Annotated in this window: 10 protein-coding genes and 1 pseudogene; 3 read left to right on the forward strand and 8 right to left on the reverse strand. The window is 61.7% G+C overall.

Translation table 11 applies throughout. The features are described 5' to 3' along the window. Positions 1–5 precede the first annotated feature (5 nt). Positions 6–1,232 carry a DUF459 domain-containing protein gene (locus ACFJIU_RS01435; RefSeq protein WP_379066873.1) on the reverse strand — a complete coding sequence of 409 codons (1,227 nt, stop codon included), beginning with the start codon at positions 1,230–1,232 and terminating at the stop codon, positions 6–8. A gap of 72 nt (positions 1,233–1,304) precedes the next feature. Beyond that, entirely contained in the window at positions 1,305–2,486 is a 1,182-nt protein-coding gene (locus tag ACFJIU_RS01440; RefSeq protein WP_379066874.1) for a lytic murein transglycosylase, read from the reverse strand. Positions 2,487–2,927: 441 nt separating this feature from the next. On the opposite strand from ACFJIU_RS01440, the gene galU reads away from it, so the two are divergent. Further along, on the forward strand, positions 2,928–3,833 hold the full coding sequence (gene galU, locus ACFJIU_RS01445; RefSeq protein ID WP_379066876.1) for a UTP--glucose-1-phosphate uridylyltransferase GalU: 906 nt from the start codon (positions 2,928–2,930) through the stop codon (positions 3,831–3,833). Between the two features lie 172 nt (positions 3,834–4,005). Here the strand turns inward: galU and ACFJIU_RS01450 are convergent, their stop codons facing one another. Beyond that, the gene (locus tag ACFJIU_RS01450) at positions 4,006–5,778 is read right to left on the reverse strand and encodes an outer membrane beta-barrel protein (RefSeq protein WP_379066878.1); all 1,773 of its coding nucleotides are present in this window, start codon (positions 5,776–5,778) and stop codon (positions 4,006–4,008) included. Between the two features lie 270 nt (positions 5,779–6,048). Here ACFJIU_RS01450 and ACFJIU_RS01455 point away from each other — a divergent pair, with 270 nt between their 5' ends. Beyond that, entirely contained in the window at positions 6,049–7,050 is a 1,002-nt protein-coding gene (locus tag ACFJIU_RS01455; protein WP_379066880.1) for an SIS domain-containing protein, read from the forward strand. A gap of 58 nt (positions 7,051–7,108) precedes the next feature. Here ACFJIU_RS01455 and ACFJIU_RS01460 read toward each other — a convergent pair. The 5 genes and pseudogenes from ACFJIU_RS01460 to ACFJIU_RS01480 all read right to left on the reverse strand — a co-directional run bounded on the left by ACFJIU_RS01460 (position 7,109) and on the right by ACFJIU_RS01480 (position 12,467). Further along, a pseudogene (locus ACFJIU_RS01460) lies at positions 7,109–7,574 on the reverse strand (NfeD family protein). A gap of 16 nt (positions 7,575–7,590) precedes the next feature. Then, entirely contained in the window at positions 7,591–8,547 is a 957-nt protein-coding gene (locus ACFJIU_RS01465) for an SPFH domain-containing protein (protein WP_379066882.1), read from the reverse strand. 144 nt (positions 8,548–8,691) lie between these two features. Then, a complete protein-coding gene (hemH, locus tag ACFJIU_RS01470) occupies positions 8,692–9,744 on the reverse strand; it encodes a ferrochelatase (protein ID WP_379066884.1) in 1,053 nt (350 codons plus the stop codon). Positions 9,745–9,831: 87 nt separating this feature from the next. Next, positions 9,832–11,799 (reverse strand): 5'-nucleotidase C-terminal domain-containing protein, encoded by a 1,968-nt coding sequence (locus ACFJIU_RS01475; protein WP_379066886.1) that lies wholly within the window; start codon positions 11,797–11,799, stop codon positions 9,832–9,834. Positions 11,800–12,086: 287 nt separating this feature from the next. Next, the gene (locus tag ACFJIU_RS01480; protein WP_379066888.1) at positions 12,087–12,467 is read right to left on the reverse strand and encodes a hypothetical protein; all 381 of its coding nucleotides are present in this window, start codon (positions 12,465–12,467) and stop codon (positions 12,087–12,089) included. 249 nt (positions 12,468–12,716) lie between these two features. On the opposite strand from ACFJIU_RS01480, the gene ACFJIU_RS01485 reads away from it, so the two are divergent. Continuing rightward, positions 12,717–14,111, forward strand: coding sequence for a PTS galactitol transporter subunit IIC (locus tag ACFJIU_RS01485; RefSeq protein ID WP_379066890.1), 1,395 nt, complete (start codon positions 12,717–12,719; stop codon positions 14,109–14,111). Positions 14,112–14,144: the final 33 nt, after the last annotated feature.

The raw sequence follows: 14,144 nt of genomic DNA on the forward strand, positions 1-14,144 counted from the left end.
GCTTGCTATGGCCGCAAGGCGCCGGTCTTGTCTGGAGCAACCGGCGTGCCTGAAGCAGCTGGCGCCGGTTTTGCAGACCCGCCAAAGTCATCGGCGCGGCCGGGCGACGCGGCTGGGGCAATACCTTGGACGGCCAGCTTTTCGCCTGGAAGTATGAGGGCGGGCTTTGAGGGCTGCGTTGCTCCAAGCAACTCCGTTCCCCCATCGAGCGCCGGATCGCCAAGTGCGATCGGTTCGGTGCGATCCACCGGCATCGGCGCCGCCGGTGTCAGCGGCTGACCTGCCGGCAGAGGGCCAACAGGCAGGGATACCGGTGCTGTTGGAGCCGACAGACCGAGTATCTTCATCAGGGGCTTTTCGGCATAAAAGGCCAGCTTGCGCTTGCCGCCGCGGGTCAGGTTGATGCCATCGTCGGCGCGCAGGCGCACCGGCTGGCCATTGACGTCAGGGCCGGTCGAGACAAAAGCGCCGTTCTCGTCGACGAAGCCGTCCCAGATGTCGACGAACTCGCCATTATAGGTCTCCGCCGCCGCGCGATAGATACCGTTGAAGGCCAGCATGTCGGCGGTCATTTTTTGTGTCTTGAAGGCCGGCATGCCGACCCAGAGATAAGGGATCTTGGAAGCCGCCAAAGCCTTTGCAAGCGCCTCGGTGCGCAGTTCATAGGCCTTGGTCCAGACTTCCGTGCGCGGCTGCTCGCGTTCTTCCCCCACCTTCATCTGCTGGCGATCGTTTGACCCCATCATGACGATGACGACGGCAGGCTTCTCGGCCGCCAGCAACGCCGAAATCTCCTGCGGCCAGTTGTAAACGTCGTCGCGTACGAAACCGGAGGAGCCCTTGGCCTTGTCCGCAACGCGGATGGCGGGATTGTTGGCGAAGACCTCATTCAGCCCTTCGGCGAGGCCGCTCGCGATGAAGTCGCCGATAACGAGGATGGTGCGGGCATCGGTTGTCTTCTCGACTACCGGCACCTCTGGCTCGGCCGGTTTGCGCACGACAGGCTTCTTCTTTTTCGGACGCGCCGGGAAGCGGTCTTCCGGCAGCGGCGCTACACGCTCGCTTCGGCGCGGGAAGAAGAGGTCGCGCAACGACCATGGCCGCGCTTCTTCTTCCTGGCCGAAGGCGGGGACGTGGATCACAGCGGCGGTACCGACCAACAGCAGGACCGCTGCGACGATGAGGAGCGGCAGCCGGCGTAGTCTTGCCATCAAGCGCGTTGCCGCCGCCAAGCTGCCTCTCCGTTTCCGATACGGGCGATCCGATCAGCCGGCCCACCCCATTCTTTCAATGTCTGGCGGCGCCTAGCGCCGCCGCAGCGTCTTCAGCACTTCCATGCTGGGATTGCCGTCCGGGGTCAAGCCGACCTTGGACTGATAGGCCATGATGGCATCCTTGGAGGCCTGGCCAATCTTGCCGTCGAAATTGCCGCTGTAGTAGCCGTTGTCGGCCAGGCGCTGCTGCAATTCCTGCTTCTCCGCAAAGCTCAGCTTGGTGAACGGCCGGCTCCAGTCATTCACCAGCGTGCCGTAGCCGGCAATCTGGTCGGCCAGCAGGCCAACGGCGAAGGCGTACTTGTCGGCGTTGTTGTAGCGCTTGATCACCTGGAAATTGCGGGTGACCAGGAAGGCCGGGCCTTCGCGACCGCCCGGCAGCTTCAGCTCGGCCTTGTCGGCGCCGTTCCTGAAGGGCTTGCCGCTGGCGCGGGCAACACCGAGCGACTGCCATTTGGCGAGCGACATGGAGCCGCCCGGCATCTTGCCATCCGGCAGGGCCACCTCGTAACCCCAGGTCTTGCCTGATTGCCAGCCGTTCTTCTTCAGGAGATTGGCTGCGGTTGCCAGCGCATCGGGCACCGAATTCCAGATGTCGCGACGGCCGTTGCCATCGAAGTCCACCGCATAGCTCTGGTAGCTGGTCGGAATGAACTGGGTGTGACCCATCGCACCGGCCCACGAACCTTGCAGATGGCTTTCATCGATATCGCCGGTCTGCAGGATCTTGAGTGCCGCGATCAACTGCGTGCGGGCGAATTTGGAGCGTTTCTTGTCGCCATAGCCGAGTGTCGCCAGCGAACGGATGACGTTGCGCATGACATCGGTGCGCTTGAGCATCTCGCCGTAGTTGGATTCCATCGACCAGATTGCGAGCAGGATGTAGCGGTCGACGCCGAAGCGGGCCTCGATCTTGTCGAGCCATGGTTTCCACTTGCGCGCCATTGCCTGTCCATTGGCGATCGACTGCTCGTGGACGCGGTTGTCGAAGTAATCCCAGGCAGGGGCAGTGAATTCGGGCTGGAAACGCGCCTTTTCAAGCACTTCCAGATCGGGGTCTCTGATGTTGCGGAACGCTTCATCGTAGATCGCACCCGACACGCCCGATTGCACGGCGGTGGCACGGAACGAGGCGACCCAGTTGCGGAAGCCGGCGTCGGCTTGCGCAGGCCCGGTCGGGATCAACAGGGCAATCGATAGCGCCGTCGCCATCGCAAGACTGGCAAGGCGCTTGGAGCCATTCCGGTAAAAGTGCGCAGCGGTTTTGCGTCCGGAATCGTACAAAACCGAGGAGCTGGAGCGTTCCCGCGTTTCCTTAAAGAACGGAAACGCTCTAGCGGCGGTGCGAAAGGGCATCATGTCCTCCATTTTCATCGCAGGAAGAGCATTCATGACCGAACCCGGTTAGGATTTGGTTTACCATAGAGCGGCCGGTCTGCAAAAACACGACCGACAGAAATTTTGACAGGAAGCCTTCGGCCGTTCATTAGAGTGCTTCCGCGTCAGCGGAAATACGGAAGCACTCTAACTCTTTGTTTTTGCGCAATTCCAGACGCAAAACCGTTGCACACTTTTGCTGGAATTGCTCTAGTCTTCAATTCCGGCATGAAATGTCCCGGCAAAAGGGTTGTCCCCGCAACGGATGATGGATCTATGAGAAAAGTCAGAAAGGCAGTTTTCCCGGTCGCAGGCCTCGGCACGCGCTTTCTTCCCGCAACCAAGGCCATTCCGAAGGAAATGCTGACCGTCGTCGACAGGCCTGTCATCCAATATGTGGTCGATGAAGCACGGGAAGCCGGCATCGAACATTTCATTTTCGTCACCGGCCGCAACAAGGCGGTGATCGAAGACCACTTCGACGTGCAGTTCGAGCTTTATGACACGCTCGCCCAGCGCGGCAAGGATCAGGTGCTGGAACGCCTGCAGCGCCTGCAGCCTGCACCGGGGCAGACCTCGTTTACCCGCCAGCAGGTGCCGCTGGGCCTTGGCCACGCCGTCTGGTGCGCGCGCGAACTTGTCGGCGACGAACCTTTCGCCCTGTTGCTGCCAGACATGATCATGCAGTCGCAGAAGAGCTGCATGAAAGACATGGTCGAACTTTACGAGGAGACCGGCAACAACATCATCGCTGTGCAGGAATGCGACCCGGCCGAGGCGCACAAGTATGGCATTGTCGGTCGTGGTGAGGACACCCATACCGGTTTCCGCATCACCGAGATGGTGGAGAAGCCGAAGAGGGGCACGGCCCCGTCGAATTTCTACATCAACGGCCGCTACATCCTGCAGCCAGAGATTTTCCAGATCCTGGAAAACCAGGAGCGCGGTGCCGGCAACGAGATCCAGCTGACCGACGGCATGCTGAAGCTGATGAACAGGCAGTCGTTCTACGGCTACCACTATCGTGGTCGCACTTTCGATTGCGGCTCGCCGGAAGGATTCGTCGAGGCCAATGTCGCCTTCGCACTATGGCGCGAGGGCACTGACAGCAGCATGGCCGGCGTCATCCGTGGGCTGCTGGACGAATTCGAGGGCGCCGGGATCAAGACTTCCGCCGTCTGAGAGTTGTCGGCCGGGTTTTCTTAGAGCGTTTCCGTTTTTCACGGAAATGCGGAAACGCTCTAAGTTTTTGTTTTCGTAGCATTTTTGTAACGCCAAGTGATTCCACTTGGCTACAAAATGCTCTAGCCCGGCCAGATGCCCTTCGAGGCGAGCGGCAACGCCCATTGTCGTCTTACCGCTGCACGGTCAGGCCGAGATAGACGCTGTTGGTCTTGCTATCACGACCGTCGATGCTGCTGGTCAGCCGCTCATGACGCACATAAGAGGTCAGGCCGAGATAGCGGTTTAGCCACCATGTCGCGCCGACCTGCGCGCTGTAGATCAGATCATGATCGCCGGTGCCCTTGTAGTCACGATAGGACAGGCCCAAGGCGGCGTTTCCGGTGAGATTGGCGCGCATTTCGCGCTGGAGAGTGATGGTTGAATTGTAGAGCACCGAACCGCTCTGGCCGGGCGTGGTGGTATCTTCCAGCACGGTTTGGCCATTGAACCCGACGATGGTGCCCCGTACCGGCGACCAGCGCAGATCCGCTGCCACCGTCGCACCCGACACCGGAAGCAGGCGACTGTCGTCGAAAGTCTGGCGCAGCCAGCCGACCGACATCTCGCCGTTCAGCTTCTCGCCCAGGTTGAGCTCCACGCCGCCGCGCAGGCCGAGACGCTTGGACGAGCGTTCGTAGCCGTTGAGGTCAACCGTTTCGTCAAACGCGCGGCGGCCAATTTCGACCTCGGCAAAGGGGGTTAGTGCCGGTGAGATCTGATAGCCGCCCCGCAAGGTGGTGGTGTAGAGCGTCGAGTTACGGGTTTCCTGAGACTGGATCGTGCCATCGCCAAGCGTCGCGTCGCCAAAGATGCTACGCTCGGCCGCTCCGGTCAGACCGAGGCGCAGCTTGCCGACGTCCTTCTGCAGGGCAAGACTGCCTTCGAAGGTTTTGCGCTGCGGCTGCGTGATCGCACCCGGCACGCCCTCGGGCGAGGTCGCGCCTTCCGGTGCCGTATCAAACCCAAGCCTGCCGATGGCACGCCAGTCGTGATCGAGATCGACATTGAGCGTGCCCTGGAGGTTACCGCGCCATTCCTTGAGGTCCTGACCAGAAAGGCTTTTTTGGTAATTGAAATTGCCGTCGATGGTGGCCGAATTGGTTGCCCAGTCAGAGACCGCATTGAGGCGCAAGGTGCTTTGCGAAATCGTAGCTGAGCGGCCGGAGGCGCTGTTGTTGGCGTTCGAAGTAGCAAGCACGCCTTGCTCCAAGGAAGGCCTCAGCGTGAAGCTGCCGACCTTGATGCCGAGCGGAGCATAGGGCGTGTCGTCCCGTCGCATGGCGCCGCCCTCGATTGCTTCGGTGCGTGCTGCGCGCGGGTCGAGGGGAGCGCGGTCCGCCGAATCGATTGTTCCGGTGCGAACGATGCGGTCGACTTCCTGATCCGCCTCTGCCGCTGCAGCAGCGGTTCCAGGGCGACGAGGCGCGTTGCGCCTGGTTGTTGCTCGATTGGCCTGGTCACCGTCTTGCGTGGTTGTCGCTCCGTTGCGGCTGCGCTGTCTGGCGGTGCCCTGAAGATTGGTACCGGCGGGCTGTCTTGCCGCGGTGGTCCCAGGCTGGCGACGTGGTGCTGGGGCAGCCTGATCCGCGAAAGGGTCGGCTGCTTGCGCGGCCCCAGGGCCATTTGGATCGTCTGCTCCAGGCTGAGCGGGATTGGTCGCGTTCAGTTGGCCAGGACCGGCAGGAGGCGTGCCGCCCAGTGCATTGGGGTCATCCGGCAAAGCGCCTGGGCTGGCAGGCTGATATGCCGGATTCGGGATTCCCTCCGCAGGCCTGATCGCTGGTGGCAAAGCACCCGGTGTGCGGTTGAGCGGCGGCAGGCCGTTGGCGCCGAGCTGTCCTGCCGGCGGCAGGCCGCCAGGCTGGTTCTGCGTGCCGACCTGCTCGTTGAGGGGGCCGCGCAAATCAAATTGCTGGGCAAAGGCAGATGACGCCAGCAGCAAAGGCAAAGCCGTTGCGGCCAGCAGCAAAGCGCCGGCGGCCGTCTTTCCTTGGCTGCTTCTGTCAGGCTGGGCCCGCGACATCGTTACCACACGTTTGTGGCGCACACCCCTGGCGCCATGCTTACCGAACCGTAAATTGGGATGGTTAATGGAGTGTTAGGTTTGGACGCCGTATGGCCGGCAAACGAATGAAATGGACAGATCGAGCGGGAAAGGATAATCGCTTCGTCCATGCATGCTGCAAGCTTGAAAAAGAGGCCGGCGGATCGTCAGGCCGCCATTGCTTCGGCGCTCAGGACCGTGGCCACCGAACAGGCCGGACTGGCCGCGCTCAGCACGGCGCTGGAGAACGGCCTGGCCGAACCGTTTGCACGGGCTGTCGACATCCTGTCGCGCATTACCGGTCGCGTCATCGTCACTGGCGTCGGCAAGAGCGGTCATATCGGTTCCAAGATCGCCGCCACGCTGGCTTCCACCGGTACTCCGGCCTTCTTCGTGCACCCCGTCGAGGCCAATCACGGTGATCTCGGCATGATCGCGCCGGACGACGCGATCATCGCGCTGTCGTGGTCGGGTGAGAGTCTCGAGCTGAAAGGCATTATCGATTACTCACGGCGTTTTTCGATCCCTCTGATCGGGCTGACATCCGGCGAAAAATCGGCACTGGGGCGCGCGGCTGATGTGGTTCTGGCGCTGCCCAAGGCTCAGGAGGCCTGCCCGCATGGCTTGGCTCCGACCACTTCGACGCTGCTGCAACTGGTGATGGGTGATGCCCTGGCGATCGCGCTGCTGGAAGCGCGTGGTTTCACGCCGGATCATTTCCGCACTTTCCATCCGGGTGGCCAGCTCGGCGCCAATCTGACGTTGATTTCCGAGATCATGCGCACCGGTGACCAGATTCCGCTTGTCTCGCTCGGCACCAGGATGCCGGAAGCGGTGATGACCCTGGCGCAGAAGAAAGTCGGCTGCGTGTGTGTCATCGATGGCGACGGCAAATTGGCCGGTATCGTCACCGACGGCGACCTCGCCCGCAATCTGCATCGCAATCTCGGTGAGACGACGGTCGACGAAGTCATGACCCGCACGCCGAAAACGGTCGAACCGCAAATGTTCGCCGGCGCGGCCATTGCCTTGCTCAACAAGCACAACATCAGTGCGCTTGTTGTGGTGGAAGGCGGAATGCCGGTGGGCGTGGTGCATTTCCACGATCTGCTGCGCATCGGCGCAGCCTGATCTGAAACGTCGTTCCAGGCAGGGAGGCAACGCGTCGTAGCGCTGCCCGTCAGGAACCTCAGATCTTTTCGACGGTCAATTCCAGGGTCCGTTTCCGACGCGCCCGTCACCCGCACACGCACACCGGCCGGCAGATCAGGTCCAGAGACCCGCCACAGCGTGTCGCCGAGCTGGATGCGGCCGCGACCTTCGCGGATCGGCTCGGCCAATGTCGCAGTCCGGCCAACCATCTGCTCGCCGCGCCGGTTGAGCAGCGGTTGGTCGCTGCTCTCGCGTTTGCTGCTGAAGAAACGCTTGCCGGCATAGGCAGACAACAATGCCAGCACGAGGAATGACAGCACCTGCGCCTGCCAGGTCCACAAGGTGGTATCCCAAAGCACCAGCGAGGCCGCGCCGATCAGCAGCGCGGCTATGCCGATCCACAAGAGGAAGACGCCGGGGGCGAGGATTTCGGCCACCAGCAGCGCGAAGCCGAGAACCATCCAGTTCCAGGGGCCGAGTTCGAGGAGAAGACGCTGCAGCATGGGCTGGGCTCCGCAATCAGCTCTCGTTTGGCCGTACCAGCGGCGGGCGTGCCGCCTGCCGCTGCGCACCCGGACCGTCGCCCTTGAACACCTCCTTGGCAATCTCACCGATGCCGCCCAGCGTACCGATCAGCGACGACGCTTCCATAGGCATCAGCACGATCTTGGAATTGCCAGCCGTGCCGATCTTGGCCAGCGCCTCGGTGTATTTCTGCGCCACGAAATAGTTGATCGCCTGCACGTCGCCCTTGGCGATGGCTTCCGAGACCACCTGGGTGGCACGTGCCTCGGCTTCGGCGGAGCGCTCGCGCGCTTCGGCGTCGCGGAAGGCGGCTTCGCGGCGGCCTTCGGCTTCGAGGATCTGTGACTGCTTCAGGCCTTCGGCAGCCAGAATCTGCGCACGCTTGTCACGCTCCGCCATCATCTGGCGGGCCATGGAATCGACCAGATTGGCCGGCGGGTTGATGTCCTTGATCTCGACGCGGGTGATCTTGACGCCCCACGGGTGAGCGGCCTCGTCGACCACGCGCAGCAGGCGCTCGTTGATGGCATCGCGGTTCGAGAGCAATTCGTCCAGGTCCATCGAGCCCATCACGGTGCGGATGTTGGTCATGGTCAGGTTGAGGATGGCGTTCTCCAGCCCCGAGACCTGATAGGCAGCCTGTGCGGCGTTCAGGATCTGGTAGAAAGCGATGCCGTCGACACCGACTATGGCGTTGTCGCGGGTGATTATCTCCTGGGTCGGAACATCAAGCACCTGCTCCATCATGTTCAGCTTGGCGCCGATGCGCTCGAAGATGGGATTGATGATGTTGAGGCCGGGCGTCAGCGTCTTGGTGTAGCGGCCGAAACGCTCGACCGTATGGTTGAAGCCCTGCGGCACCGTGCGAATGCCTTTGAAGAGCAGGATGAGAACCAGCGCGACCAGAACGACGATCGCGATATCGAAACCGGTGAAACCGCTGAAATCCATTCGGCTCTCCCTCAATTGCCGACAGAGTTGCGAGGCTGAACCTCACGAAACACTTAAGTGTGTTTCAGTGTCGTTACAATCCGGGGCAGCTACAATCGAGGAGGGAACGCAGCTTTGTCTTGTTCGAATACTCTTCGCCGGCGATCAGATCCAGCCTGCCAGCTCCCGCCGTGCCAGGGTCTCGATCACGTCCATGCCTTCCGGGCTGTCATTCAGGCAGGGAATGTGAGCGAATCTCTCGCCGCCGGCATGCAGGAAAATCTCCTGTGCTTCCTGCGCGATCTCTTCCAGCGTCTCGATGCAGTCCGACGAGAAGCCTGGATTGACGACGGCGATACGCCTGACGCCTTCCTTGCCAAGTCGCTGCATCGTCTTGTCGGTGTATGGCTGCAGCCATTCCTGTGCGCCGAAACGCGACTGGAAGGTGGAGATCAGCTTCGCTTCACTCCAGCCGAGTTTTTCACGCAGCAGTCGCGTCGTTTCCAGGCAATGCTGCTGGTAGGGATCGCCCTTGTCGGCATAAGGCTTCGGGATGCCGTGATAGGAGGCGACCACCACTTCCGGTTCGAAGTCCAAGGTGGCGAGATGTTTTTCGATCGAGCGGGCGAGGGCATCGATATAGACCGGCTCGGCATAGTAGGGCGGAACGGAACGCACAGCCGGTGCACGCCGCATCGTCATCAGCGCGCGGAACAACTGATCGTTGGCGGTGGCTGTCGTCGTTGCCGAATATTGCGGATAGAGCGGAAAAGTGAGAATGCGGTCGCAGCCTTGAGTGACCAGCTTTTCTACCACCGAGCGTGTCGACGGATTGCCGTAACGCATAGCCCAGTCCACGCTGACATTGGCAAGATCGCCTAGGCGTTGCACCAGCTTCTCACCTTGGCCGCGCGTGTAGGTGCGCAGCGGCGACTCGTCCTTCTCGCGATTCCAGATCTTGGCGTAATTGGCGCCGGACTTCCTTGGCCGCGTCGTCAGGACAAGGCCGTAGAGGATCGGATACCAGAGCAGGCGCGGCAGCTCGATAACGCGCGGATCGGAGAGGAATTCTCGTAGATAGCGCCACATCGGCCCATATTCGGTGCCGTCAGGCGTGCCGAGATTGATCAGCATCAGTCCCACTTTTTCGAGACTGTTATTTTTCAGGCTGCCAGCGGCCACGGGAGCCTCGATTTCGGTAGCGAATGTCATGGGCATCTAATTAACAGTGCCGGACGCGGTTTCAATGCCGCGTCTGGCCGCACCCTGGAACATCTCGCTGGCCCAGACGGACCAGCAAGGCGTTCACTTCGCCGGTATCTTCAGCTCGCTTCCCACCAGCAGCCGATGCGGTTCCTGGCCGGGATTGGCGTGTGCTATGCGCCGCCATTTGGTGCCGTCACCATAGGCTTTTACGGCGATATCCCAATAGGTGTCGCCCTTGACGATGGTGTGGGTGCCACCGGCCCGGACTGGCGTTGCGGCGTCAGCGGGCTTGGCAGCTTCCGCTGGAGCAGCTTCGCCTGGTTTTGCCGCCGGTGCTTCGACCGCTGGTGGCGTGTTGGCAATGTCGTTGGACGCGGCAGGCGGAGCCGGCACGGCTGGCGCAGCCTCGGGTGCCGAGGTACCGCCTTGCGCCGCGTCCGCCGGTTTTGCCGGCTGTGTCGCACCCACCTCTGTGATGCGGCCTTCCAGCTTCGGCGTGTACGGACTATGGGCGCCAACATAGTCGGCTACAACCTGTTCCAGGCTCGGGCCGTAGTCGTAGGCATCCTTGCCGTCGATGAACAGCTTATAGCCGTCGCCGCCCTGGCGGACATAGTTGTTGGTGGCGACGATGTATTCCTTGGCCAGATCGATAGGCTTCCACTGGCCGCCTTCCATGACCTCGACCGATTTGATGCGGCCCGCGTTGGCCGGCGCAGACCTGTCGAAGGAATATTTGAGACCGGCCACTTGCGGGAACTGGCCCTTGCCTTCTTCAACCCCCGAAACGCCATGCTCCAGCGCGCCGACCACGGTCTTGCCAAGAATCTTGAAGGTGGCGACGGTGTTCTGGAACGGCAGCACCGTCAGCACTTCTCCCATCGAGACCTTGCCTTGGTCGATCGAGGCGCGCAGGCCGCCACCGTTGGTGAAGACGATCTCGACGCCCTGGCCCTTCACGCGGTCGAGCACCGCGTCTGAAACGAGGTTGCCCATGGCGCATTCGCGCGTCCGGCAGCTTTCGCGGCTGCCGTCGATGGCGGCGGTGGTTTCGCCGACCTGCTTGGCCTTCAACTCCTCGATGGGCGCACCGAGTTCCTTGATGCGTGCGAGCACCTGCGGGTCCGGCGTCACCGACTTGTCGAGCGGGATCGGGTTGCCACTTGCTTCCTTGACCACGCCATTGTCGTCGAACACGACCTTGAATTCGCCGAGAAGCTTGGAATAGGAGGCGGCCTGCGTCACCGGTACCTTGTAGCCGTCCGGGTTGTCGATCATCGTCGGGTAGGGACCCTCGGCCTTCGGATCGGTGTTGGACAGCAGCGAATGCGAATGTCCGCCGACCACCACGTCGATGCCGGGGATCCTGGCAATCATCTCCTTGTCGCGCGGGTAGCCGACATGGGTCAGTGCGATGATCTTGTTGACGCCCTGGCCTTTCAGCTTCTCGACTTCGGCGGTGATGGTCTTGACGTCGTCCTCGATGGTGATGTTGGGACCAGGGGTGGCGAGATCGGGTGTGTCGTTGGTGACGGCACCGATGATGCCGATCTTCTGGCCGCCGAGTTCAATGACGACGGACGGTTTGATGCGGTCGCCAACCTTGGCGGCGGCACTTGCCTTCACATTGGCCGAAAGCACCGGGAACCTGATGACGTCGAGGAACGGTGCCAAGGCATCTTCACCATCGTCGAATTCATGATTGCCGACGGTCATGGCGTCGAACTTCATCTGGTTCAGGAATTCGGCCTCGGTCCGGCCTTTGTAGGTCGTATAGAAGAGCGAGCCCTGGAAGTTGTCGCCGCCATTAAGCAGCAGCACGTTCTGGCCTTCCAGCTTCTTGCGCTCGGCGGCAATCGCCGTGACGAGACGTGCGGCGCCACCAAAACACTCACCTTTGGTTTCTTCCTCGGCGGAACAGGTGGATTCGTACTTGTTGTTGCTTTCGATGCGGCTGTGCCAGTCATTGATATGCAGGATGTTCAGCGTGTAGTCGGCAAAGGACATGCCAGTACTCATGCCGAGTGCCGAGGCCGAAAGTGCCGTGGCGACAGCGATCTTCTTCATTCCTGCTCTCCCGTTGCGTTCGTGCGGTCTCGCCCTGGGCAATGATCGTGTCGAACCCGGAGCGATGCGAATGGCCTGCCGTGGTGTTGTAGGCGCCCTGCTTGACTGGAGTTTTACACGCCCTTGCGGGCATGTTCCCATTGCCTTTCCGCCGTTGCAAGCGGATTCGCGGCCGCGGTTTTGCCGGCGAAACGTCTCGCGCAAACGAGAATGGCCGCATCGCTTGGATGCGGCCATTCAGCCATTCAAGGAATACCGGTCGTTGGCGCTCGTTGTGCCGGCTTTGGTCAGCTGCGGCGCGTCAGCACGAAATTCTGGCCGGCCTGGCTGGTACAGTTGAGCTGGTTGATCGAGACGAGAAGGCAGTTGAAGGCGATCGGCGACTGGCGGATCAGCGACGTGCCGTTGATCTCGATCGAAGTCTGGCTGGTCATGCGATAGCTGCCGTCGGCAAGCTTCTGGCCGGTGTCGGTGGCAACCGTCTGGAATTTGCCGGCCGAAATGGTCGAAAGCCCGGTCCCCTGCGCATCGATCCAGGAGCCCTCCACACCCTTCGGCGCGGCAGCAGGTGGCGGTTCGCCGGGGCCACCCCCGGTCTGGCAGGCGGCCAGTGCCACGGTCGCGGCTACGGCTAGGCTGGCCGAAACAAGTTTGCGCGCTGTCATCATGTCGTAAAACCTCTCCTCGGTCCGCGCCTCTTCCATCGCTCGAATTGATGATGAAAACAAGGCTCGCTAATAGATGCGATGCGTGAAGCGTGGCCTGCCGGCAACAGTTTTGGGGGCGCCACGGTCCACCGTTTTGTCGGGGAGAGCTGATTGACAGCCTCTTGAAAGGCTGCAACTTTCGTATATCGAAGAACACAAATGTTCTTGGAGAGGCGCGCCGGAAACAACCGGGCGTCCTGGGGAGGAAAAATGGATACGTTTTTGACCGGCCTGAAATCGGCCGTGGATACGCTTGGCGCGACGGTTCTGTTGCCCATCGTCATTTTCATCATCGCCGTGGTGCTGGGTGCCAAGGTGGGGAGGGCATTTCGCGCCGCTGTCACCATCGGCGTCGCCTTCATCGGTATCAACCTGGTGCTCGGGCTGATGCTCACCTCGATCGGCGACGTGGCCAAGGCCATCGTCACCAACACCGGTATTCAGCGTGACATCGTTGACGTCGGCTGGCCCTCTGCCGCGGCCATCGCCTTCGGTTCTTCCGTCGGTCTCTGGGTTATCCCGATCGGTATTGCCGTCAACGTGGCGCTCCTGCTCCTGCGCCTCACGCGGACACTCAATGTCGACGTGTGGAATTTCTGGCATTTCGCCTTCGTCGGCTCGCTGGCCACGGCTGCCACCAACAGCCTTGCCTATGGCCTGATCGTCGCGGCTCTGGTGGCGGCCCTGGCTCTCCTGTTCGCCGATTGGTCAGCGCGTGCCGTGCAGCAGTTCTACGGCATTCCGGGCGTATCGGTGCCGCATCTGGCATCCGCCCAGATCCTGCCGATCGCGATCGTGCTCAACTGGGTGATGGACCGCATCCCCGGCATCAACAAGATCAACATCAGCACCGAGACGATCGAAAGGCGCTTCGGCGTGTTCGGCGAACCTGTGGTGCTCGGCCTGATCATCGGCCTCGTGCTCGGTCTGATAGCCTACTACAACGCCGGCGATTTCGGCACTGTGCTCTCGAAGGTGCTTTCCACCGGCATGACGCTTGCCGCGGTCATGCTGCTCCTGCCGCGCATGGTGAAGGTGCTGATGGAGGGCCTGCTGCCGGTGTCGGATGCCGCGCAGGAATTCGTGCGCAAGCGCACTGGCGACCGCGAACTGCTGGTCGGTCTCGACTCGGCGATCCTGATCGGGCATCCGGCCGCGATCTCGTCCTCGCTGATCCTGGTTCCGATCGCCATCATCCTGTCGGTGATCCTGCCGGGCAACCGCGTCATCCTGTTCGCCGACCTTGCCGTCATCCCGTTCATCGTGGCCATGACCGCGCCACTGCTCAAGGGTAACGTCTTCCGCATGGTGGTGGTGGGCACGATCACGCTCGCTCTCGGCTTTTACGTTGCCAATGCGCTGGCACCGCTGTTCACCAGTGCCGCCGTCGCGTCCGGCTTCAAGATGCCTGAGCATGCAGTGCAGATCACTTCGGTGGTGGACGGCTTCCTGTGGATTCCCTACGTGATCATCGAGGCGATCCAGGGCCTTGGCGTTGCCGGCCTTGCCGTGCTGGCGCTGGTGATTGCAGGTGCCTTCGTGCTCTACCGCCGCAACACGCTGGGCTGGGAACGGGCGGCCGGCGCCGAGGACGAAGCGGCCTGATGCCGCATAGGACGGGTCTCCGTCCGCCGGAGG

This window comes from Mesorhizobium sp. UC74_2, from assembly GCF_042701485.1.
Taxonomy (GTDB): Bacteria; Pseudomonadota; Alphaproteobacteria; order Rhizobiales; family Rhizobiaceae; genus Mesorhizobium.

Excerpts from the sequence above, each read along its gene's own strand:
- ACFJIU_RS01455 (WP_379066880.1), top strand. The coding sequence starts at position 6,049 with ATGCATGCTGCAAGCTTGAAAAAGAGGCCGGCGGATCGTCAGGCCGCC.
- ACFJIU_RS01465 (WP_379066882.1), bottom strand. The coding sequence starts at position 8,547 with ATGGATTTCAGCGGTTTCACCGGTTTCGATATCGCGATCGTCGTTCTG.
- hemH (WP_379066884.1), bottom strand. The coding sequence starts at position 9,744 with ATGCCCATGACATTCGCTACCGAAATCGAGGCTCCCGTGGCCGCTGGC.
- ACFJIU_RS01485 (WP_379066890.1), top strand. The coding sequence starts at position 12,717 with ATGGATACGTTTTTGACCGGCCTGAAATCGGCCGTGGATACGCTTGGC.
- ACFJIU_RS01440 (WP_379066874.1), bottom strand. The coding sequence starts at position 2,486 with ATGGCGACGGCGCTATCGATTGCCCTGTTGATCCCGACCGGGCCTGCG.
- ACFJIU_RS01475 (WP_379066886.1), bottom strand. The coding sequence starts at position 11,799 with ATGAAGAAGATCGCTGTCGCCACGGCACTTTCGGCCTCGGCACTCGGC.
- ACFJIU_RS01480 (WP_379066888.1), bottom strand. The coding sequence starts at position 12,467 with ATGATGACAGCGCGCAAACTTGTTTCGGCCAGCCTAGCCGTAGCCGCG.
- galU (WP_379066876.1), top strand. The coding sequence starts at position 2,928 with ATGAGAAAAGTCAGAAAGGCAGTTTTCCCGGTCGCAGGCCTCGGCACG.